The organism is Pseudomonas sp. W5-01 (genome assembly GCF_046540435.1).
GTDB lineage: Bacteria > Pseudomonadota > Gammaproteobacteria > Pseudomonadales > Pseudomonadaceae > Aquipseudomonas > Aquipseudomonas graminis_B.
The window spans coordinates 13,199-35,087 of record NZ_JAXCIP010000012.1; the positions used below are offsets into that span (position 1 = coordinate 13,199).

Consider the following 21,889-nt stretch of genomic DNA (forward strand, 5'->3'; position numbering starts at 1 on the left):
GCCGGAGGGGCGCCAGACGGTTTACCCCTTCCAGCGCTGCAGTTATTTCAAGACCAGCATCCGATACACCCCCGCTTCGCTTTCAATCCCGTGGGTGTCGTGGGTGAAGCCGGGGAATGACCGATCGAAGCCTTCCAGCGCCCGAAGATAGGCCAGCAACGGCCCATCTGCAGGGCCCGCGTTTTCCCCGGGCATCAGCAGCGGAATGCCAGGCGGATAAGGCACGATGCCAGTCGCGGCAATTCGTCCGGCGGCCTCTTCCAGGGTGACCTGCTCTACCTCGTTTTTGACTAACTTCTCGTACGCCTCCACCGGGCTGAATTCGGCCTTGGGCAACGTGCCGAACGCCTTCGACATGGCCGCTGTGGTCTTGGTCTCTTTCATCGCGGCGAAAATGTCCTCTGCCAGATCTTTCAAGCCCATGCCGGCATAGCGCTGCTGATTCGCCGTCAGCAATTCGGGCAGGCAAAGCTCCAGTTCCAGGTTGGTGTCGTAGTCACGCTTGAAGTCCAGCAACGCGTTGACCAGCGTGCCCCACTTGCCCTTGGTGATCCCGATGGAGAACAGGAAAAGGATGGTGAAGTCGGTGGTCTTCTCAACGATGATGCCTTGATGCCCCAGGTAGGCACTGAGCAAGCAGGCCGGAATGCCGAAGTCCAGCAGGTTGCCGTCATCACCCATCCCCGGGCTGAGGATGGACACCTTGATCGGGTCCAGCATGCAGTAGCCGTCTTCGATGTCGCCGAAGCCGTGCCACACCTCGTTGGGGTGCAAGACCCAGCAGTTCGGGTCGGTCTTGAGCCGAACCGGATCGACTTCGTGAAACGCAATCGCCGTGGCCCCGACCTGCACCGTAGGCGGCTGCCAGCAAGAGAAGAACCAGTCGTCCTGGCTTAGCATGTCGGTCTGCATGCGCGAGATGACCTGACGAAACGCCACCGCTTCTTCAATGGATTCGTTGGTCAGAATCTGGCCACTAGGCGCCTCCATCATCGCCGAGCTGACGTCACAGGACGCCATGATCGCGTAATTCGGCGAGGTCGACGCGTGCATCATGTAGGACTCGTTGAACCGCCCGTGGGGAATCGGGTTGCGGCCGTTACGGACATGAATCATCGAGGCCTGGGACAGCGCCGCGAGCAGCTTGTGAGTTGACTGCGTGGCGAATACGGTGGGTTTGGACGGATCGTGATCATCCGGGCTGCCGTGCATGGCAAAGCGGTCCTTGTACAGCGGATTGAACCGGGCATAGCCGTACCAGGCTTCGTCGAAATGCAGCCGGTCAACGCTCTGCCCCAGCAGCTCTTCAACGCGGGTGACGTTGTACGTCAGGCCGTCGTAGGTGGAGTTGGTGACGATGGCATGCACCGGCGTCGGGTCGATGTGGCTTTTGACCAGCGGGTTGCTGGCGATGGCGGCTTTGACGCTCTCGGCGCTCAAGGTCTGCGGCAGGATCGGGCCGATGATGCCGAAGCGGTTGCGCGTGGGCACCAGGTAGGTGGGGATGGCGCCGGACAGCGTCATCGCGTGTTCGGCGGACTTATGACAGTTGCGGTCGCACAGGGCGATCTGGTCCCGGGTGACGCTGGCCATCAGGATCACCCGGTTGGACATCGACGAACCATTGGTCACGTAGTACGTGCGATGGGCGCCAAACACCTTCGCCGCATAGCGCTCGCCTTGGCCGATCGGGCCGCTGTGATCGAGCAACGAGCCGAGTTCGCCGACGGAAATCGACAGATCGGAGCGCAGCAGGTTCTCGCCAAAAAACTCGTAGAAGGCTCGGCCTGCCGTGCTTTTCAGAAAGGCCGTACCGCCGGCGTGGCCCGGGGTGTGCCAGGAGTATTCGTAGCTGCGGGCAAACTTCAGCAGCGCACCGAACATCGGTGGCAACACCGCCTGACGGTAGCGTTCGATGGCCGCCATGATGCGTCCGCTGAGGAAGCGGCTGGTGTCCTCCGGCAGCCAGATGAAGTCATCGGCGTGCTGCATGACGATCAACGGCACACTCGACGCCGTGCTGCGATCGCTGATCAGAAACACCGGCACCCGCGTGTTGCGCTCACGCAGCGTGGTGAGCAGATCGATGCATTGCTTGTGGTCGTCGCTGCTGTCCATTTCCCAACTGAGCAACACACACTGGATCGCCGGATCGGTGCTGAGGATCGACTTCGCGTCGCTGAGGCTTTCGGAGGTCAGCACGCTGATGGCGCGATCTTCCACATCGCTGATCAGCTGGATCAGGGCCCGGCCGAACACGCTGCGTTTGTCGGGCTGGCTGCTGACCAGCAGCGCCAGCATGCCGAGCAGGTGTCTGTTGTCGCTCATGGTCGAGTCTCCAGGGTGGCCAGGTTCAGGTTGTTGACGGGGATCGGCTCGCCGACGATGTGCTGCGCGGAAACGGTCTGGGTCGGCACGCTGTTGTTAAGCGCTTCAAGCTTGATCAGGCGCGTGTTGACGAAGCCGAACAGGGTGTAGCCGACGATGGTCGCCACACCGCCAAGCATCAACGCCTCGGCGCCGGAGCTGTACAGCGCCAGATAGCTGTACGCGGTGGCGATCCCGGCGACGATGTTGGTGATGAGAGCTTTTTGCGGCGGCACGTTGGAGACCTTTTGCAGGGTCATCAGCGTGGCCATCGACAGGATGTAGGGCACCAGGTTGGTGACCACCGCGAGATTGACCAGCGTGTCGAACTGTTTGGCCAGGTCAGGGCTGATGGTCAGCAGCGCCAGGGCGGTCTGGATCGCCAGCAGGATCAGCATGCTGATGATGGGCACCCCGTGCTTGTTGGCTTTGGCGAAGATCGGCAGGAAGTAACCGGTGTCTGCGGAGCTTTTGAACACCTGCGCCACCGTGAACTGCCAGCCCAACAGCGAGCCGACGCAGGCGAGGACCATGAGCCCCATGATGATGTCGCCGATCATGGGGTTGAACATCTTGGCGAACACTAGCCCGAACGGCGCCGTTGAGGAAACCAGTGCCGCGTTGTCGACGATGCCGGCAATGACGTTGGTGGACACGATGTAAATCACTGCTGCGCCGAGTGTCCCGCCGAGCACTGCGATGGGCACATTCTTTTCGGGGTTCTCCACCGCATCGCCGTTGGCGCACGCCGACTCCAGGCCGAGAAATGCCCACAGGGTAATCGCTACCGAAGCGCCCGCTGCCTCGTACCAGGTTTTGTCGTGGGGATTCCATCCGGCCGCGTACGTGCTGCTGTCGAACCAGAACCAGCCGATCGTCGAAACCAGCACCACGGGCGCAATAACGCCCCATACGGTCACCGCGCCAATCTTGCCGGTAATACGTGCGCCGCCGAAGTTGGCGAACGTGGTGATCCATAACAGCGCGATGGTGGCCAGGCCGACTTGAAGCGAACCCAACTTGATATCGAACAGCGTCTGTATATATCCAACTGCGGTGATACTGATGGCCACGTTGGCAATCAACAACGACAAACCGTAGGTGTAGTTGGTGATGTAGTTGCCTGATTTACCGAAGGTGTATTCCGCGTATCCACCCATGCCGCCGGTCTTGCGACTGAGCATGCCGCACCGCGCAAAAGCGTAGGCCAAAGCCAGCGAACCGGTGGCCGTAATCAGCCAGGACAGGATGGAAATACCGCCCACCTCGGCGAGTTTGGTGGGCAATAGCACAATGCCGGACCCGAGCATGTTGACCGCAGTCAACATCGTGAGCTGACCGACGCTCATTTTCTTAGCGACTGACATTCCGTTGCCCTGTTTGCAAAAGGTGAGAGGATTTAGCTATAGCAAAGGATTGTTGTTAATCAAGAAAACAGCGTCTTGTTAATCAAGAACGGCCGGCCGCTAGTTGCTGGCGACAAGCCATCTTTACTTGGGCTAATTATGTGTTTGAAGGGTGAATAACGTTAAGAAGAACTGTCAGTTCAGAGGGATGGCGGCGTCTTGCCGAAGGCAAAAGAGGATAGCGTCAAGGACCGGGAGGGGTATTGATCTATATCAATCAGTGGTCAGGTAGCGAAGCGGCAACGCCGGTCAATTCGGACAGGTCTTTTTGGACCAAGCGAAGCGAGGGCTGAACAGGCGGGAGCCGGCTTGCCGGCTCCCGACGTTTCAAACGAATAACGTGATCAGCGCAAACCCGACGTACCAGACGATGGCCGAGCGGATGAGCAGTTCCCACAGCACGTCGAGGCTGTTGACGCCCTCGACGCCCACCACGGGCGCAGGGACCTCGCCAGCGACGCAGCCGACTTTGCTGATCAGGCGCGAGGCGCTGATGTTCCAATTAAGCAGTTCGCTGAGCATCACGCGGCTGACCGCGACGAAGTTGCCCACTAGCGCAAAGCTGGCGGCCAGCAGGCGCACGGGCACCCAGTCAAAGGCATGCCTTGCCTGTGTCGCACGCTCGACCAGCGCCGGTGTTTTGCCGTGTTCCGAAGCAAGGGCCAGTAAGCGGTAGGCCAACGCCGCAACCGGGCCGAGCACGAAATACCAGAAAATCACCGCAAAAAAGCCCTGATAAATCTGCCACAGCAAATATGTCTGAGCGCCGCCCAGTAGCTGTTCTTCATTCTCGGCCTGGACCCCCAGGTCGCGTTCGGCAACCAGCACCGCCGCTTCCTGATCGCCTCGACGGCAGGCATCTCGAAACGAGCCGAGCGCGGCTTTGACGTCGCCACGGCCGAGGCTGTAAATCAGCACCAGCAAGTGGATCGGCAGCGCGAGCCAGCCGTAGGCCACCGAGCCGACAATCACCAATGCCAGGGCCAGGACCACCAAAGGCAGCACAACCGTCACCATCAAAATCCACCACGGTCGCTTGGCTGAGCGTGGGTTGGATTCCAGCCGGCTCAATTGATTGAGCCATGGCCCGTCGCGCTGAATGCGCTGGCGCAGGGCCGAAAACTTCTCGATCCAGACCGCCAGCAGCAAAACCAGAAAACTCATTAGCTGCTCCTCACTTCAAACGTCCAGGGCGGCACGAAACCGCTCCCAGTCAAAACACGGACCCGGATCGGTCTTGCGCCCCGGCGCAATGTCGCTGTGACCGCATATGCGTTGCCCCGTGATCGCTGGCCACGCCGCCTGCAACTGGCGGGTCAACTCGATCAGCGCCTCATACTGCGCGCCGGTGAAAGGTTGATCATCCGTGCCTTCAAGCTCGATGCCAACGGAAAAGTCATTGCACGTCTCTCGACCGTCGAAGATCGAGACACCTGCGTGCCATGCACGGTCGAGGCACGACACGAATTGAGTGACCGCTCCATCGCGCTCAATCAGGAAATGCGCAGACACCCGCAGTTCAGCGATGCCTTCAAAGTAAGGGTGTTCTGTGACGTCCAGCCGATTCTGAAAAAACGCCTGGACCTTGCCGGTTTTGAACTGCGCGGGCGGCAGGCTGATGTTGTGAATCACCAGCAACGAAATTTCATTTTCAGGCCGGGCATTGAAATTGGGTGAAGGGCAATGCTGCGCGCCGTGGCACCAGCCGGTGGCAGGGTCCAGATGCATGGAAAATCCTTAGGGCGTGAAACAACAGCGCGCAGTATGCCCGCGACGGGAAAGGATGTGGATGGCGAATCGACCCTGAGGTTGCGCGGATTCGCAGCAAGAAGTCGTAGGATCGATCTCAGCCCTAGCCCTTCAGCTTGCGTAGATTGCCCAGTACTGACTCAAGAGCGCGGTCAAACAACAGCGCGTCGTCGAGGACGCGAATAGCGCCGCGACGAAATTCCACCGCCAGGCCCATGCGGGTTTTCTCAAGCACCTTCATACCCGTGCGATTGACGAACACATAGCGCCCACTCGGATCAACAATGGCGGCCAGCTTGCAGCGCAGCTTGTGGGATTCGTCTTCCTGGATCTCGACCCAACTGCCCAGACGAAGCTTTTCGACTTGCATCAAACCTTCGTCGTCGGCAGGCAACTGCATCGACGGCTCGGTCTGAATCTGCTCGCCCGGCCCAACGAGAACGATCTCTTCGACCACGGCCATCATCGTCGGCCCATGATCAGACGCTACCTGGTCGCCAACGGTGGTCGTGCCAGGTGCTTTCGTCACGTGGCTAAACGCCTGGACGTGAAGCGCTTCGAGCTGACTGAAGAATTCGCTGGTGGCAAACGGATCGAAGGCGGCACTGCTCAAGCCATCGCGCAGGGACTTGAGTAACCCAGGCACCAGCTCGAGCAAACGCTGTCGCGCTTCCGGCTCGTCATGGGACTCAACGCTCCAGATCAGATCGTCCATCGCCTGAAGGCCTGACGTCCATTCAACTGACTGATCGCCGTGTTTGAGGCACGTGAGCAACAGCACCTTGCTCCACGCCTCCTGCAACAGGCGAACAACGACCTGCGGCAGGGTCTTGCCGAGCAGGCGATCGTTCAGCGCCTGCTGCACCCGCTGACGGGCCAACTCTGCCAGTGCGCGGCCTTGTTCGGCGTCACGGGTGCGTTGCTCAAGCAACTCACTGCGACGACGCTCGTCGCCGGTAAAGGCCAGAAAGTCCACCAGCAGCTCAGTGAAGATTGCCGGGTCATCGACGAAATCGTGGAGCAGGCGCTGGACGATTTGGTCGATGCGGGCATAAAGCGAGTCACGCTGGGTGTCGTCGCGACCACCCCAGCCGAGCGCCGCAGAGGCGATTTCATTCAGCAGCCGACGCGCAGGGTGACTGCCACGGCTGAAGAAACTCTTGTCGATCACCGCGACCTTGAGCATCGGTATCTGCAAGCGGCCGATCAACGCCCGCAGCGAACTTGGCAGGTTGCGGTCGTCGAGAATGAATTCAAACAACATCGAGATGAGGTTGATGACGTCCTCATCCATGGTACCCACAACGCGAAACTTGCCGCTTCTCGCGCTGACACGACTGATCAACTGCTCAAGCTGGGCGCGCAGGTCGAAGTCGTCGCTCTCCTCGGCTTTCGGTACGTACTGCTGCAAGTGAGACAGCAGACGCAGCAAGTCCTGACTGGAAATCGGACGCGCATCGGTCACCGACTCGGGGCGCGGCGTCAGGTGACCACGCACATGCACCAGCAACTCCTGCAACGCGGAAAACACGTCCTGCACGCTTTTATCGAGACTTTCGGTCGCCTGGAGAATAGCGGCGTTGTCGGCACGCAAGGCTTCACTCGAAGGCGGCACGCTGGCGATACGATCAGTGGAGCGACGGGACGGCAACGCCTTCAGTTCCGGCAATACACCTGCGGAAATTAGCAACTGGTTGGCTTCCTCATAGAGCTGATCGGCGTTGCTCAAGGCGTACTTCTCGAACAACTTGAGAATGATCAGCTTCACCTTGATTTCAACGCCGAGACTGCGTCCGGCCTGCAGGAAATAGTCGCACAGCAGCGTCGGCCCCAACGGATTGGTCTCGTCGGTCAACGGCTGAGGGATAAGAACATTCAAACGTGTGGTCAGTTGACCGAGGGCGATACCGTCGCGACTCATGACCTTGACCACCATGGCGTCAACCGCAACGGTGCGTTCGAGATCATCGTTATGGACCAAGGCTAACTTGTCGTAGGAAACGGGCTCGGGCATCGGGGGCTCGGCCACTTCGTACTGACCCAAGCGCAGGAATGCTTCAAAGAATTTGTCGAGGAAGTTGCGCTCGATGCTTTTGCGCTTCAAACGCAAGTCGCGCATGGCCTCGAAGAAGATGTTCTGCTCAGCGTTGTTGTGAGCACGGTCGGCCATTTCGAAAAGCGTGTCGTCAGCGTTATCGAACAGCGTCTGCAGGCTTTCCTTCAACTGCTGCGCGGCTCGGTCACGAACCTGAAGCAAAACGACGGGCAGCCGAGCGACAGGCGAGGATCCCGGATGATCCGCACCTGCCTTCAAGGGCACCACTTTGTTTCCGTCGTTCTGCATCAAGGACTCCTTCACACCGTCGACACAACTGCTTTAACAACAGCTACACCCCGCAGCGAATGAAGACTTGACTCCATTCAAACGGATCTCAACATTTTATCCCTGGGGATGTTGCAGGCTAACGTCAACGCTATGACGTCAAATACAAGGCGAAAGTATCAGGTAAATCCGGGCCGCTCGCCAGCGGACACTTCGCCTTGATTGGAATAATAGGAGGCGGCGAAGGGACGTGCGCAGCGATAGACCCTCAAAATCACAATCTGTCGCATAAGCGAGGAAAAAACCGACAAAGTGCAGGTTATGCACCCGACTGGACACGTGGCCTACATAGGTTGGTACACGCGCCTGCCATATACTCGGCGCACTTAGTTCGTGGAGCCTGATATGCCAAACCTACGTCTCGACGCCCTCACTGCCGAAATTGAAGCCAACGTGCGCCGTGCGTTGGTGGAGGATGTGGGCAGTGGTGACATCACCGCGCAGCTGATTCCGGCAGAGCGCCTAGCCAAGGCCACTGTAATCTCCCGCGACGCAGCGGTGATCGCCGGCACAGCGTGGGTCGATGCTGTTTTCCGTCAGCTTGACCCGCGCGTCGCGGTGCATTGGCAGGTCGTTGACGGCGATCGCGTGCAGCCGAATCAGGCGCTGTTCCACCTGGAAGGCCCCGCGCGTTCGCTGCTGACGGGCGAACGCAGCGCACTCAATTTTCTGCAGCTGCTGTCAGGCGTCGCCACCCGCGCGCAGCACTACGCCGACATGGTCGCGGACACTCAGGTCAAACTGCTCGACACCCGCAAAACCCTCCCCGGCCTGAGAATGGCGCAGAAGTACGCCGTCACCTGCGGCGGCTGCCATAACCATCGGATCGGCTTGTTCGACGCGTTCCTGATCAAGGAAAACCACATCGCTGCCTGTGGCGGGATTGCGGAAGCTATCACCGCCGCCCACAAGATCGCGCCGGGCAAACCCGTGGAAATCGAAGTGGAGAGCCTCGACGAACTCAAGCAAGCCCTCGACGGCGGCGCCGACATCATCATGCTTGATGAGCTGAGCCTGGACGACATGCGCGAAGCCGTGCGCCTCACGGCGGGTCGCGCGAAGCTTGAGGCGAGCGGCGGAGTGACTGACGCGACTTTGCGCACCATTGCTGAAACTGGTGTTGATTACATTTCCATCGGGACGCTGACTAAGGATGTGAAGGCGGTGGATTTGTCTATGCGGTTGAGCATTTGAGAACGTATCGACGTGTTAAAGGTTGAACTGCGCTGGCTGCCCGGGCTCTGCTTGTTATGGGCTTGAGATCCCTGAGATCGAATTGGTAATCAAACGGAAGGGGAAATGACGATGGCTGACGAGAAGCAACCTGTCGAACCTGAAGAAGACGTTCCGGCTCACTCGACTGAGGAGGAGAAGGAACGGTTGAAGGATTTCAATAAGGACGGGATACCGCCGGGGATTTGTTGATTCACAGCGCCCTAAAGCGAGCGCAGGCCGCGTTGCCCAACCGGAAATGCGGCCTTCGCTGATGCTTTATCTGAGCTGCGTCAAAGGTTCGTCATGTTAGTGAGAAGCTGCTGCGCTCACCGAAACGCGATCAATACGATACTGAGAAAGATAGACGTCAAGATTGCCTCACGCCTTGAGTAAATCCGGTAGATCAACAACTGCGCTCCTAACGCCGTCGCGACTACAAGTCCTCTGAGCACAGAACGATTGTTGGAGCCGTTATCGCCCCACTTTGCTGGCGCATCCATCGGCGAGCCAGTGTTCATCCAATCGTATTCAGACCCTTGAAAAAGCGCGTACAGCAGTAGGCAGGCGGAGTAGATGCCGTACACGACGATGCGCGTCAAAATCCTTTTGTATCTCATCTCCTGCGGGTCTCCTCATCGATTTCTGGGTCTCCAGGTTTGCCAGGATACGCATCCAGTGATCGCACCTCTCGGCGATGTTATTGACGCGCTAAGAAAAAACGAACTGCTTCATGGCTGCCATCAATGCGACGACTAAAATGGCAAGCCCTACAGCAGCAGTCCACTCAGCTTCCGGCGTACAGGCAAGCCATGAGCCCTTCGATGGATACTTGCCTAGCGTGACCAGCCGCACCAAGGGCCAACCGATGGGGAAGCAGGCAACACGAAAAATCTCTTCTGTCAGGGTATCAAACATGCTCGCGCATCCTTTTGCTGGGCAGGGAATAATGACCTAGCCGTCGCATTGGGCCATGAGGAGGAATAGCGTTTCATTGAAGCATTGTTACTGCCCCATGATCATCCGGTACCGCCGCTGATACTCCTCATACGAGACGTTCTCCTGCATCAACTTCTGTACTTGCTCGCGCTGGAAATCCTCCTTGCTCATCGGTTGCGCCGCAGCGGCAGGGTTTGGTGAATAGGACGGGGCACGCACCTGGGCAGGAGCTACCGGGGTGCCAGACCCTAGGTAATTCACAGGCTGCGACACCTGCCCCAAATTGCCCAGGCACTGGTACTTGATCGAAACTTGCCAGGCCGAACATTCGCCAAATCCTCGCCGCGCTTGACAGGTTTGCCTCCTCCCACCAAACGGCTCGGCGTCGGCATAGCCCCACAACGCACATTTGGACTTGGCGATGGTGTATGCCTGATTGTTATCGACCACCGGCGTTTCCAGACTATTGAAGTCGTACGCCACATCGATAACGCCGTCCGCGCGGCTTCCGCCTGTTGCATAGAAATTCTTGTGAGTGGAGCAGGCAGCAAGCGAAACGAACAAGCCAGCGATCAAGACTGCGCGCATCTGGACATCCTTGTGTTGAGAAGGGGCAAAAATGGCGGCGGAATATATCAAAGCGTATCGCTGTGGCGGCAGCTTTCAGCCGACAGATAGCTCCGCTTCTGATGTGAGCACAGGTTGCGCACCACTTCACATCACGAGTAACGCAGTGCCGATTATCAGTAACGCCGCACAACGCAACGACTTGTGGTGCCATCTCTCGCATTTAATGCGTCTCGATACTATCTCTCGGAATGCTTTCGAATTCAGGGGGATCTTTCGTCGGTGTCTTCTGCTGTTGCAGATCCAGCAAGATGCTGGGATTGTCGCAGCATCTGAGCCGCCGTCGCAACGAGCATCAAGATGCTCAGCCAAACAGCGTAAATGGGTCGTCTAGCGGACTGCGATTCCCGGCTCTTTGTGGGAAGTGGATTCCGACTGGGCGCAAGCGTCAGTCCATCTCAGCTGCGTCTGTCGAATTATAAACTCCGCACGGGGCTACCTCTGATGATCGATTCACACTCGTTGATCTTCTTTCAGCAATCTCTCGATGCCAGGGTGCAGATGGATTAATCTCCAAAACCTAAGGACTAGACGTAGGGAGTAAAGATGAAAATGCTTTTTCTTGCCGCTATAGCAATGGCGACGTTCGCTATGACTTCAAATGCAGCACTCGCTGATACGCCCTCGCATAGGGATGCGATAGCGTTCGTTGATCAGGCGAAAATCGGACAAAATCTTCCTGTTATTGCTCTTTCGATTGCAAAGCAAACCGTAACCTTCACAACTATCGCTTCCAAGCTGGGTAATGCGGGTGCCGTGAAAGCCGTATCTGACGAAATCAACGCGCTGCTTCCTCTGTACCAACCGAAATGGAATGAGAACATCGCGCAGGCATACGAAAAATCTTTCAGTGATGAGGAGCTGTCTTCTTTGGCCTCTGAAGGGCGTTCCTCTAAATACGCATCTAAAGTCTTAGCCCAGCAAGGCGTGATTGGTAAGCAGATGGAATCGACATCCAGGCCGATTTTGACTGGCCTGGTGACCTAAGCGCTTAGGACAGTGATGTCCAAAACACCTTAATTATATCGGCATTGGTCGCGTGAGCATGCGCGTCTTGGATAAGTGTCCGTACGAACAAATTGCGTTATGAAACGAGCGACCACGTGTGTGGGGACCTGTTGATTATCGGGGTGGTGCAATGTTGAGTACGAAAAAACCCGGTCTTGAGGACCGGGCTTTTGTGTTTCTGGTGCCGAAAATAGGAATCGAACCTACGACCTTCGCGTTACGAGTGCGCTGCTCTACCGACTGAGCTATTTCGGCATATCTGTATGTGACGCCGCACAGCACAAATATATGTGTTTGCTAATCAATCCTGATTCAACAGCTCAGCCCCAATCACCCACGGCAGCTGCTAGGGCGAAATCTTACATCAATGTTGCCGTTGCAAGTCCACGTCAACGTATTGTTAGTCCCGTTCGCAAGCGGCGTGAGAATGATAGTCCCTCCACGGATAGCGGGGTTTGAGTTCACTTGGTCAGCCAATGCAGTTATTACACCGTTCGCACCTACAGTGACGCTAGCGGTGTACCGACCTGAAGCACCGCCATAGCCTGCGGCAGCGCCGTTCGCAGGAAGAACACCGGTGGACTGATAGTTTTCAGCGACGGCGACCTTCGCACCATCGGTCAGCGCCATAAGCTCAGTAACCTGAGCACGAATCGTGTAGTCCTGGTAAGCAGGCAAGGCAACTGCTGCCAGAATGCCAATGATCGCAACTACGATCATCAACTCGATCAGTGTAAAACCTTTTTGTGAATTCATCGGTACTACTCCAAGTGTCAATTAGATGTTGCTCAGATAGGTCATAGCACGCGGCGTGCCAGCTTTTAGAGTCCGAACCAGAAGGCAGCTACGCTGCGTCTAGGCTGACAACGTAGCTCGGCGCGCGCAGAAGATGACAATTTTGGTCACACGCACGTTGTGTGTTTGGCAGCAAAGCCCCGACTACGCTATAAACGGTCCAATGTCCGTATCTGGTGGCTGTAATGACTGATGTCGTATTAACCGGTTTGGCAAAACAACTCGTTGTCGCTGAGCTGCTCACTGAACAAACGGCTCAGAAGGCCTACGAACAAGCGCGGCGTGACAAGGTTTCGCTTGTGCACCACCTCGTCGAGACGAAGCTACTTAAGAGCATTACGCTGGCTGAGGTCGCGTCAGATCAATTCGGCATTCCTTTTCTTGATCTCGGCACGCTGGACAAGGAGACCCAACCGAAAGGGCTCGTCAGTGAGAAGCTCATACGCCAGCACTGCGCGCTTCCGCTGTGGCGTAGGGGTAACAAGCTTTTTGTGGGCATATCTGACCCCACCAATCATCAAGCTATTACTGACATCCAGTTCAGCACCGGCCTCACCACCGAAGCTATTTTGGTCGAGGACGACAAACTGACCATCGCCATCGATAAGTTCTTCGACGGTAATGCCGGTATGGGCGACTTGGCAGACGTCGATCTGGGCCTCGAAATCGAGGCGGTCGATGAGAGCAAGGAGACCGCGATCGGAGGTCAAGACGCCGATGACGCGCCGGTCGTCCGCTTCGTTAATAAGATGCTGATGGACGCCATCCGCCTGGGGTCGTCTGATCTGCATTTCGAGCCCTACGAAAAAATTTTCCGGGTGAGACTCCGCACCGATGGCATTCTTCATGAGGTGGCGAAGCCGCCCATTCACCTTGCTGGGCGAATTGCTGCACGTCTGAAGGTCATGGCGAGCCTAGATATTTCGGAGCGTCGTAAACCGCAAGATGGCCGCATCAAACTCAGAATCTCTAAAAGCCGCGCAATCGACTTCCGGGTCAACACGCTCCCGACTTTATGGGGCGAAAAGATCGTAATGCGGATTTTGGACCCTACCACCGCGCAAATGGGCATTGACGCTCTGGGTTATGAGCCAGAACAGAAAGCGCTTTACCTTGAGGCCCTTCGTCAACCACAAGGCATGATCCTCGTAACCGGTCCAACCGGCTCGGGTAAAACAGTATCGCTCTACACCGGCTTAAATATCCTTAACACTGTCGATATCAATATATCGACAGCTGAGGACCCGGTCGAAATCAACCTTGAAGGCATTAACCAGGTTAACGTTAACCCGCGTCAAGGAATGGACTTTTCTCAGGCACTGCGGGCGTTTCTGCGTCAGGATCCTGACGTGATCATGGTCGGAGAGATTCGAGATCTCGAGACTGCCGAAATCGCTATCAAAGCCTCGCAAACCGGCCACATGGTTTTGTCTACGCTGCACACCAACAGCGCGGCCGAAACTCTGACTCGCCTGCACCATATGGGCGTGGCGGCATTCAATATCGCTACGGCCATCAACCTGATCATTGCTCAACGCCTGGCGCGGAAACTGTGCCCCCACTGCAAAAAGGAGGTGGAGATTCCGCGTGAAACTTTGATTGCGGAAGGTTTCCCCGAGTCGCAAATCGGCTCGTTCCAGCTTTACTCTCCAGTGGGCTGCGAGCACTGCAATGGCGGCTACAAGGGCCGAGTAGGTATCTACGAAGTGGTGAAGAGCACGCCAGCGTTGGAGCGCATCATCATGGAGGAAGGGAACTCGATCCAGATATCCGAGCAGATGCGCAGAGACGGATATGATGATTTGCGCACCTCGGGGCTCCGCAAGGCCATGCAAGGTTTGACGAGTCTTGAAGAAATAAACAGGGTGACCAAGGATTAAGCATGGCGACCAAAGCAGTAAAAGTCAGCGTCTATGCTTGGGAAGGGGTAGATAAAAAAGGGACTAAGCTCACGGGCGAAATCAATGGGCACAATCCGGCGCTGGTCAAAGCGCAATTGCGCAAGCAGGGGATCAACCCTACTAAGGTACGTAAAAAATCAGTTTCGATCTTTGGCAAGGGTAAAAAAATCAAGCCGCTGGACATCGCGTTCTTCAGCCGTCAAATGGCTACGATGATGAAGGCTGGGGTTCCACTATTGCAGTCCTTCGACATCATCAGCGAGGGTCATGAAAACCCGAATATGCGCAAGTTAGTGGACGACATCAAACAAGAGGTCGCTGCCGGGCACAGCTTCGCCACGGCTCTACGGCAGAAGCCGCTGTATTTTGATGACCTGTTCTGTAACTTGGTGGACGCAGGGGAACAGGCGGGTGCTCTTGAAGCGCTGCTGGACCGTGTTGCGACATATAAGGAAAAGACTGAGTCCCTGAAGGCAAAGATCAAAAAGGCGATGACTTACCCCATCGCTGTAGTGGCCGTAGCTTTTATCGTTACGGGGATTCTTCTTCTCAAAGTGGTCCCGCAGTTCCAGAGCATTTTTGACGGTTTCGGTGCGAAGCTTCCTACTTTCACCCTGATGGTGATCGGGTTGTCTCAAATTGTTCAAGACTATTGGTGGATATTGCTCGCCGGGATCGTATTGGGAATCTTCCTATTTCGACGCGCCTATAGAAATTCAGAAAAATTCCGAAATGGGTTGGACCGAACACTTTTGAAGGTTCCCGTAATAGGACCTCTGTTGTACAAATCCGCAGTTGCCCGGTATGCCCGCACGTTATCCACCACATTTGCCGCCGGTGTCCCGCTGGTTGAAGCATTAGATTCCGTGGCAGGTGCGACCGGCAACGTTGTCTTTAGAAACGCAGTAAACAAGGTAAAACAAGACGTCTCCACCGGCATGCAGCTCAATTTCTCCATGCGCAGCACCGGGGTATTCCCAATGCTCGCCGTGCAGATGACGGCCATCGGCGAGGAATCTGGTGCGCTCGACTCGATGCTAGATAAGGTCGCTACCTACTATGAGGACGAGGTTGATAACATGGTCGACAGCCTCACTGCGCTAATGGAGCCGATGATCATGGCAGTGCTCGGCGTGATCGTTGGTGGCCTGGTGATAGCCATGTACCTCCCCATCTTTCAACTCGGAAACGCTGTTTAACATGCCCCTCCTCGACCTCCTGGCCAGCTCCCCGCTGGCCTTTGTTTTATGCGCACTCATCTTGGGCCTGCTAGTCGGCAGTTTCCTGAATGTCGTGATCTACCGATTACCGCTAATGATGATCCGCGACTGGAAAACCCAGTCCCGGGAAATGCTCGACCTCCCCGCCGAGCCCCCAACAGAAACCTTCAACCTCATCCTCCCTCACTCCCGCTGCCCGCATTGCTCACACAGAATCCGCGCGTGGGAGAACATTCCGGTGGTGAGCTACCTGTTCCTGGGCGGCAAGTGTTCCCAATGCAAAGCCTCCATCAGCAAGCGCTACCCCCTCGTTGAACTGGCCTGCGGCTTACTCTCGGCCTTCATCGCCTGGCATTTCGGTTTCGGCTGGCAGGCAGCGGCGATGCTGGTGCTGACGTGGGGGTTGTTGTCGATGAGCCTGATCGACGCCGATCACCAGCTTCTGCCGGACGCAATCGTGTTGCCGCTGTTGTGGCTCGGCCTGATCGTCAACGCCTTCGGCCTGTTCACCTCGCTGACCGATGCGCTGTGGGGCGCGGTCGCGGGGTATCTGGCGTTGTGGTGTGTGTTCTGGCTGTTCAAGCTGATCACCGGCAAGGAAGGCATGGGTTACGGCGACTTCAAGTTGCTGGCCATGCTTGGCGCGTGGGGCGGGTGGCAGATTTTGCCGCTGACGATTCTACTGTCGTCGATTGTCGGTGCGGTGTTGGGCCTGATTCTGCTGCGCTTGCGCAATGTCGAAACCAGCACACCGATCCCCTTCGGTCCTTATCTGGCGCTCGCAGGGTGGATCGCTTTGCTCTGGGGTGATCAAATAACGACTTCGTATCTGCAGATCGCCGGTTTCAGATGACTTCTCCTGCGTCAAAACCCTGGATTCTGGGCCTCACCGGTGGCATCGGCAGCGGCAAGAGTGCGGCGGCTCAGTGCTTCGTGGATCTGGGCGTGCACTTGGTGGACGCCGATCACGCTGCGCGCTGGGTCGTCGAGCCCGGGCGCCCTGCCCTGGCGCGGATTGCCGAGCACTTCGGCCCAAGCGTGTTGCAGGCCGATGGCACGCTGAATCGCTCGGCGTTGCGCGAGCTGATTTTCAAAGACCCGCAACAGCGGGTCTGGCTCGAAAGCCTGTTGCATCCGCTGATCCGCGAGGAAATCCGTCAGTATCTGGCGCGCGCTGAATCGGCTTACGCGATTCTGGTGTCGCCGTTGTTGCTGGAGACTTCTCAGCACCAGATGGTTCAGCGGGTGTTGGTCATTGATGTGCCGGAATCGGTGCAAATCCAGCGCACAGTGTTGCGCGATAAGACCAACGAGGAACAGGTGCGGGCGATTCTCAAGGCGCAGGCCAGTCGCGAGGAGCGCTTGAGCCGGGCCGATGATGTGATCGTCAATGACCGTGACCCGGCCTGGCTGAAAAGCGAGGTCGAGCGTCTTCATCACTTTTATTTAACTTTGCGTGGAGGCCAATGATGAGCCAACCAATGACCGTCGATTGCCCAACCTGCGGAGCGCCCGTGGAATGGGCGCCGGAAAGTAAATTTCGGCCGTTCTGTTCGGACCGGTGCAAGCTGATCGACCTGGGCGCCTGGGCGTCGGAAGAACATGCGATTCCGGTGGCGCCGGATGCTGAAGACGAGCTGTTTTCGGGTGACTTCGACCCTCGTCAACATTGATCTAAGTGGGCAGCCACACAGGACGAACAACGCCAGTGCTGCCATATCTCCCAAGAGCTGAGAGCATCCCGCCAACAAAAGCGAGCGGCGAGCGGGATGACGTTTTGTGTGAGCGTGCCTGCTCGCGAAGAGGCCGGTACATCCGCTGGATATCCAGCAGTTCCAATGCCGTCTTAGTGAGCAAGCACACTCCCACAATGGGCTAGCGGCAATTTCTTGAGCCGATAAGCACCGCCCCGCCCAACTTTATCTCCGCTCCAGTATTTCTTATCCCCTCAGCAGCGTTAAGCTTGGCGCCATGGATGACTCTGATTATCTGCGTCTTTTGACGAGCCAGGCCGAGCAAGCCAATGCGTTTCTGTCCAATGCGCGCAAGTGGGAGCGCGAACGTTGGGTGTGCGAGCGGTTGCTGCAGGGCCTGAATATTCCCCATCGTACTGACGACTTCCAGCCTGCCGGGCAAGAGCCGCCGGACGTACTGTTTCGCGACGCGTGTTTTGAAGTGTTCTTTGTTCTGGATGAAGGCCGTCGGCTCAATGATGAGTGGCGTGAAGAACTGCAACGTCGACGCAGCGCGTTTTCCCTCAGCCAACTGGTGCGGCGCGAAGCCAAACCCAAGCGCATTCCCGCTGCCGAGCTGCTCCGGCGCCTGGCACCCACGCTGCGCAAAAAGGCCCACAACTACAAAGAGCGTGGGCTGGATGTGGGCGAGCTGGACATCATTGCCTTCGCTAGCCTCAAGCGCGAGGTGCTCGACTTGAACAGCCACTTTCCGCCGCCCACCGAGTATTTGCGTCAGGGCTGGCGGTCACTCTCGCTGGTCGGGCCGACCTTCGCCCGGGTATTGTTCGCCCATCCGGATGCCCCGGATTTCCTGCGGACCAATCTGGGCCGCAGCGTGGTGTTTGATGTAGGAATCAGTTTATGAGCCCGTTGCAGGAATTGATCGCCGATGTACCCCAGCGCGGGCGTGTGCGCTGGATTGGTGTGCGCCCGGAATCCCGGGGCGAGATGGTTGAGCTGGACGCCGTGGAAGCCCGTCGCGAAGCAGGCCTGACGGGCGATCATGCCCGCCCCGGCCCGCGCAACGCTCGACAGGTGACGCTGATCCAGTGGGAACACTTTGCAGTGGTCAGTTCGCTGATGGGCCGGGCCGAGGACAATCCGGTGTTGCCCCAGGATTTGCGACGCAACATCGTGATCAGCGGCATCAACCTGTTCAGCCTGAAGAACCGACGCTTCCGCATCGGCCAGGCGATCTTCGAAACCACCGGCTGGTGCCAGCCCTGCGCGCGCCTAGAGCAACGCCTCGGCCACGGCATCTTTCAGGCCCTTCGTGGCCATGGCGGAATCACCGCGCGGGTGATACAAAGCGGCATCGTGCGTCTGGACGACGTGTTGTGTATCGAGCCGATCGAACCGAGCGTCCATGACTTTAACGCAGCCAACAGCGCCGCCTCCTGATCCGGGTCAATGTTGATAAAGCGCCTCAAATGATCAGCGGCCTGAAACCTGCCGACCCAGCGCGTGTCGAAGCGTACATTCGAGCCCCCACCCCAAGTCGAGCGCTGGCCTTTTTGGCTTCGGCTGCTCCTTGTGGTGGTGCTCGGACCGGGCCCGTTGACCCGTTTGCTGAGCGATCTGACGCTATGAGCTGCCTTGCGCTCGCGCGGATTTCGCTGACACAGAATTCCTTAAGCCTTATGAGATATCCCCATGACCCATCGTATTGTGATTGTCGGCGGAGGCGCTGGCGGTCTGGAACTGGCTACCCGTCTGGGTAAAACCCTCGGCAAGAAAGGCAAGGCCAGCGTCACGCTGGTGGACGCCAATCTGACCCACATCTGGAAACCGCTGCTGCACGAAGTGGCCGCCGGTTCGCTCAACTCTTATGAGGACGAACTGAACTACGTGGCGCAAGCCAAGTGGAACCATTTTCAGTTTCAGATGGGCCGCATGACCGGGCTGGACCGCGAAAACAAGCAGATCCACCTGGCCGAGACCCTCGACGAAAACGGCAATGCGCTGGTCCCGGCGCGCAGCCTGGATTACGACTCGCTGGTCATTTCCGTGGGCAGCACGACCAATGATTTCGGCACCAAAGGCGCGGCTGAGCACTGCCTTTTCCTCGACACGCGCAAGCAGGCCGAGCGCTTCCATCAGCAATTGCTGAATCGCTATTTGCAGGCCCACGCCAGCCAGAACGATGCGGCCGAAGAAATCAACGTCGCCATCGTCGGTGCCGGCGCGACCGGTGTCGAACTGGCCGCAGAGCTGCACAACGCTGCGCATGAACTGGCGGCCTACGGGCTCGGCCAGATCAAGCCGGAAAACCTGCGCATCACCGTGATCGAGGCCGGGCCGCGCGTCCTCCCGGCACTGCCGGAGCGTATTGGCGGCCCGGTACACAAGACGCTGGAGAAACTCGGCGTGACGGTGTTGACCAACTCGGCGGTCAGCGAGGTGACGGCTGACAGCCTGGTGACTGCGACCGGTCAGGTGATTCCTGCAACGCTGAAGGTCTGGGCGGCGGGCATCCGCGCTCCGGCGTTTCTGGAGGGCATCGCCGGTCTTGAGACCAACCGCATCAATCAGCTGCAGGTGCGTCCGACGCTACAGACCACCCGCGACGACAGTATCTTCGCCTTCGGCGACTGCGCGGCCTGCCCGCAAAAAGGCACCGACCGCAATGTCCCGCCCCGTGCGCAAGCGGCGCATCAACAAGCGTCGTTGCTGGTGAAATCGCTGAAGCTGCGCATCGAGGGCGGCACGCTGCCCGAGTATCGCTATCAGGACTACGGCTCGCTGATCTCGCTGTCGAAGTTCTCGGCAGTCGGTAATCTGATGGGGAATCTGACCGGCAGTGTCATGCTCGAAGGCTGGCTGGCGCGGATGTTCTACGTTTCGCTGTACCGCATGCACCAGATGGCACTCTACGGCATGTTCCGCACGTTGATGCTCATGCTGGGCAGCCGAATCGGCCGCGGCACCGAGCCACGGATGAAGCTGCACTAAGGCTCAGTCCTGCAGGTCCGCCGCGCCAGTGCGGCGGGCCTCATTCCTCGCCATTCTGCACTACCTCCCCCGCAACTTGTCTGCCACGAGCGCACGCCTGCGCTAAGGCATCACCTGCCCTTTGCCCAGATGCTTGGCCTTGTACATCCAGCGGTCGGCTTCGCGCATGAGTTCGTCAGGGGCCTTGCCCGAGCAGGGTTCGTACATGGAAAAGCCGATACTTGCGTTGCAGCGAATGACATCGCCTTTGATTGTAAGGGGCTGTGCAATCGCGACGAGGAGTTTCTGAGCCACTTCGCGGGCCTCCTCCACACCCGGCGTGATGCCTTCCAGGATCACGATGAATTCATCACCGGCCAGCCGCACCAGGCTGTCAGTCCTGCGAATGCAGCTCTGCAAACGTGTGGAAACAGCGCGCAGCAGATCATCCCCGGCATCGTGCCCGTAACTGTCGTTGATGACTTTGAACCCATCCAGATCGATGAACATCAACGCCAGCTGCAACCTGGAGCGGTCGGCACGGGCCTGAGCGATCGGCAACAGCGAGTCCAGCGCGCGGCGATTGTGCAGGCCGGTCAGGGCGTCATGTCGGGCTTCCTGCTCAAGCTCTTTGCGCGCCTGAATGTTCTGAATGATGGAGATGAAATATTCCAGCTCTCCGGCTTCGGACAGCTTCTTCGTGACGCTCAGATTGACCCAGACCGCGCTGCCGTTTTTGCGTAGGTAACGCTTTTCCATCTGGTAGCTGTTGATTTCACCGACACTCAGCTGGTGGAGCATCTCCAGGTCACTGTCCAGATCGTCGGGGTGAGTGATGTCTTGAAACGTCAGATGCTGGAGCTCGTCGGGTGCGTAGCCAAGGACGTCGCACAGCGCGGCGTTGACGCTGATCCAGCCACCATCCGGCGCAACCAGCGCAATGCCCACCGAGGCCAGCTCGAACATCGAGCGATAGCCTGCCTCGCTGGCCTGAAACATTGCTTCGGAGCGGTTCTTCTGAATCCGCGTCAGCATCAGGTTTTCCCGCAGCTGCATTTCGCGGCTGACGATCTCGGCCAGGTCGTGGAGGATGGACAGCTCGTCTGGGGTAAGGATTCTGGGCCGTGCGTCAATGGCGCAAAGCGTGCCCACAGCGAAGCCCTGGCTGGTGCGTATGGGTACGCCGGCATAAAAGCGGACATGGGGATCGCCGGTGACCAGTTGGCTGTTGCAGAACCGCGCGTCCTCGATGGCATCGGGCACCACAAGCTCGGTGGCCTCAAGGATGGCGTGCGCACAGAAAGCGAGCTCCCGCGGCAACTCGACAGCCTCAAGCCCCACTCGGGACTTGAACCACTGGCGGTCCTGATCCACCAGCGATATCAGGGCAATAGGCACGTTCAGCACTTGCGCCACCAGACGAGTGATCCGGTCCAGCGCGACCTCGGGTGGGGTGTCGAGTACTTCGAGAAGATGCAGCGCTTCAAGTCGCTGTTGCTCGAATGAAGGAGTTGGCGACTTCATAACACGGCCGATCCTGAAAAGACTGCCTGAAGTCTATACCCGGCCTCATGAATCCGCACCGGAGCGACGTGTAAATAACTGACCTGGCCGT

At 57.9% G+C, this 21,889-nt stretch carries 19 protein-coding genes and 1 tRNA gene; 10 read left to right on the forward strand and 10 right to left on the reverse strand.

What is annotated here, in order from left to right:
- Positions 1-42: 42 nt before the first annotated feature.
- The 5 genes from SLW75_RS26025 to SLW75_RS26045 all read right to left on the reverse strand — a co-directional run bounded on the left by SLW75_RS26025 (position 43) and on the right by SLW75_RS26045 (position 7,866).
- On the reverse strand, positions 43-2,328 hold the full coding sequence (locus tag SLW75_RS26025) for an Orn/Lys/Arg decarboxylase N-terminal domain-containing protein (protein WP_065987634.1): 2,286 nt from the start codon (positions 2,326-2,328) through the stop codon (positions 43-45).
- Entirely contained in the window at positions 2,325-3,734 is a 1,410-nt protein-coding gene (gene potE / locus SLW75_RS26030) for a putrescine-ornithine antiporter (protein WP_410929598.1), read from the reverse strand. Before potE ends, SLW75_RS26025 begins: the two co-directional genes overlap by 4 nt.
- 366 nt (positions 3,735-4,100) lie before the next feature.
- On the reverse strand, positions 4,101-4,937 hold the full coding sequence (gene ampE, locus SLW75_RS26035; protein ID WP_065987636.1) for a regulatory signaling modulator protein AmpE: 837 nt from the start codon (positions 4,935-4,937) through the stop codon (positions 4,101-4,103).
- Positions 4,938-4,952: 15 nt separating this feature from the next.
- Complete coding sequence (ampD, locus tag SLW75_RS26040) at positions 4,953-5,501, reverse strand: 1,6-anhydro-N-acetylmuramyl-L-alanine amidase AmpD (protein WP_065987637.1); 549 nt, start codon at positions 5,499-5,501, stop codon at positions 4,953-4,955.
- Between the two features lie 124 nt (positions 5,502-5,625).
- Positions 5,626-7,866: a DUF1631 domain-containing protein gene (locus SLW75_RS26045; RefSeq protein ID WP_192133104.1), complete on the reverse strand. Its 2,241-nt coding sequence runs from the start codon at positions 7,864-7,866 to the stop codon at positions 5,626-5,628.
- Between the two features lie 384 nt (positions 7,867-8,250).
- Between SLW75_RS26045 and nadC the strand changes: the two genes are divergently transcribed.
- Positions 8,251-9,099, forward strand: a complete 849-nt coding sequence (nadC, locus tag SLW75_RS26050; protein WP_065987639.1) for a carboxylating nicotinate-nucleotide diphosphorylase — start codon at positions 8,251-8,253, stop codon at positions 9,097-9,099.
- 729 nt (positions 9,100-9,828) lie between these two features.
- Here the strand turns inward: nadC and SLW75_RS26055 are convergent.
- Entirely contained in the window at positions 9,829-10,035 is a 207-nt protein-coding gene (locus SLW75_RS26055) for a hypothetical protein (protein ID WP_369318928.1), read from the reverse strand.
- A gap of 87 nt (positions 10,036-10,122) precedes the next feature.
- Positions 10,123-10,644: a YecR family lipoprotein gene (gene yecR, locus SLW75_RS26060; RefSeq protein WP_410935805.1), complete on the reverse strand. Its 522-nt coding sequence runs from the start codon at positions 10,642-10,644 to the stop codon at positions 10,123-10,125.
- 585 nt (positions 10,645-11,229) lie between these two features.
- Here yecR and SLW75_RS26065 point away from each other — a divergent pair.
- Entirely contained in the window at positions 11,230-11,670 is a 441-nt protein-coding gene (locus SLW75_RS26065) for a hypothetical protein (RefSeq protein ID WP_410935806.1), read from the forward strand.
- 200 nt (positions 11,671-11,870) lie between these two features.
- On the opposite strand, the gene SLW75_RS26070 is transcribed toward SLW75_RS26065, so the two are convergent.
- Positions 11,871-11,946 (reverse strand) — tRNA-Thr (locus tag SLW75_RS26070).
- 75 nt (positions 11,947-12,021) lie between these two features.
- Positions 12,022-12,447, reverse strand: coding sequence for a pilin (locus SLW75_RS26075; protein ID WP_410935807.1), 426 nt, complete (start codon positions 12,445-12,447; stop codon positions 12,022-12,024).
- A gap of 224 nt (positions 12,448-12,671) precedes the next feature.
- Between SLW75_RS26075 and pilB the strand changes: the two genes are divergently transcribed.
- The 8 genes from pilB (at position 12,672) to SLW75_RS26115 (ending at position 20,295) form a co-directional block, all read left to right on the forward strand.
- Complete coding sequence (pilB, locus tag SLW75_RS26080) at positions 12,672-14,366, forward strand: type IV-A pilus assembly ATPase PilB (protein WP_410935808.1); 1,695 nt, start codon at positions 12,672-12,674, stop codon at positions 14,364-14,366.
- A 2-nt stretch (positions 14,367-14,368) separates the two neighbouring features.
- On the forward strand, positions 14,369-15,586 hold the full coding sequence (locus SLW75_RS26085; protein WP_410935809.1) for a type II secretion system F family protein: 1,218 nt from the start codon (positions 14,369-14,371) through the stop codon (positions 15,584-15,586).
- Position 15,587: 1 nt separating this feature from the next.
- Positions 15,588-16,460, forward strand: a complete 873-nt coding sequence (locus tag SLW75_RS26090; RefSeq protein ID WP_410935810.1) for a prepilin peptidase — start codon at positions 15,588-15,590, stop codon at positions 16,458-16,460.
- Positions 16,457-17,077: a dephospho-CoA kinase gene (gene coaE, locus SLW75_RS26095; RefSeq protein ID WP_410935811.1), complete on the forward strand. Its 621-nt coding sequence runs from the start codon at positions 16,457-16,459 to the stop codon at positions 17,075-17,077. Before SLW75_RS26090 ends, coaE begins: the two co-directional genes overlap by 4 nt.
- Positions 17,077-17,280 (forward strand): DNA gyrase inhibitor YacG, encoded by a 204-nt coding sequence (gene yacG / locus SLW75_RS26100; RefSeq protein WP_410935812.1) that lies wholly within the window; start codon positions 17,077-17,079, stop codon positions 17,278-17,280. Before coaE ends, yacG begins: the two co-directional genes overlap by 1 nt.
- Before the next feature lie 298 nt (positions 17,281-17,578).
- Positions 17,579-18,208, forward strand: coding sequence for a DUF1780 domain-containing protein (locus SLW75_RS26105; protein WP_410935813.1), 630 nt, complete (start codon positions 17,579-17,581; stop codon positions 18,206-18,208).
- Complete coding sequence (locus SLW75_RS26110; protein WP_410935814.1) at positions 18,205-18,744, forward strand: MOSC domain-containing protein; 540 nt, start codon at positions 18,205-18,207, stop codon at positions 18,742-18,744. Before SLW75_RS26105 ends, SLW75_RS26110 begins: the two co-directional genes overlap by 4 nt.
- Positions 18,745-18,996: 252 nt before the next feature.
- Positions 18,997-20,295 (forward strand): NAD(P)/FAD-dependent oxidoreductase, encoded by a 1,299-nt coding sequence (locus SLW75_RS26115; RefSeq protein ID WP_065987651.1) that lies wholly within the window; start codon positions 18,997-18,999, stop codon positions 20,293-20,295.
- 102 nt (positions 20,296-20,397) lie between these two features.
- Here the strand turns inward: SLW75_RS26115 and SLW75_RS26120 are convergent, their stop codons facing one another.
- Positions 20,398-21,798 (reverse strand): diguanylate cyclase domain-containing protein, encoded by a 1,401-nt coding sequence (locus tag SLW75_RS26120; protein WP_410935815.1) that lies wholly within the window; start codon positions 21,796-21,798, stop codon positions 20,398-20,400.
- Positions 21,799-21,889: the final 91 nt, after the last annotated feature.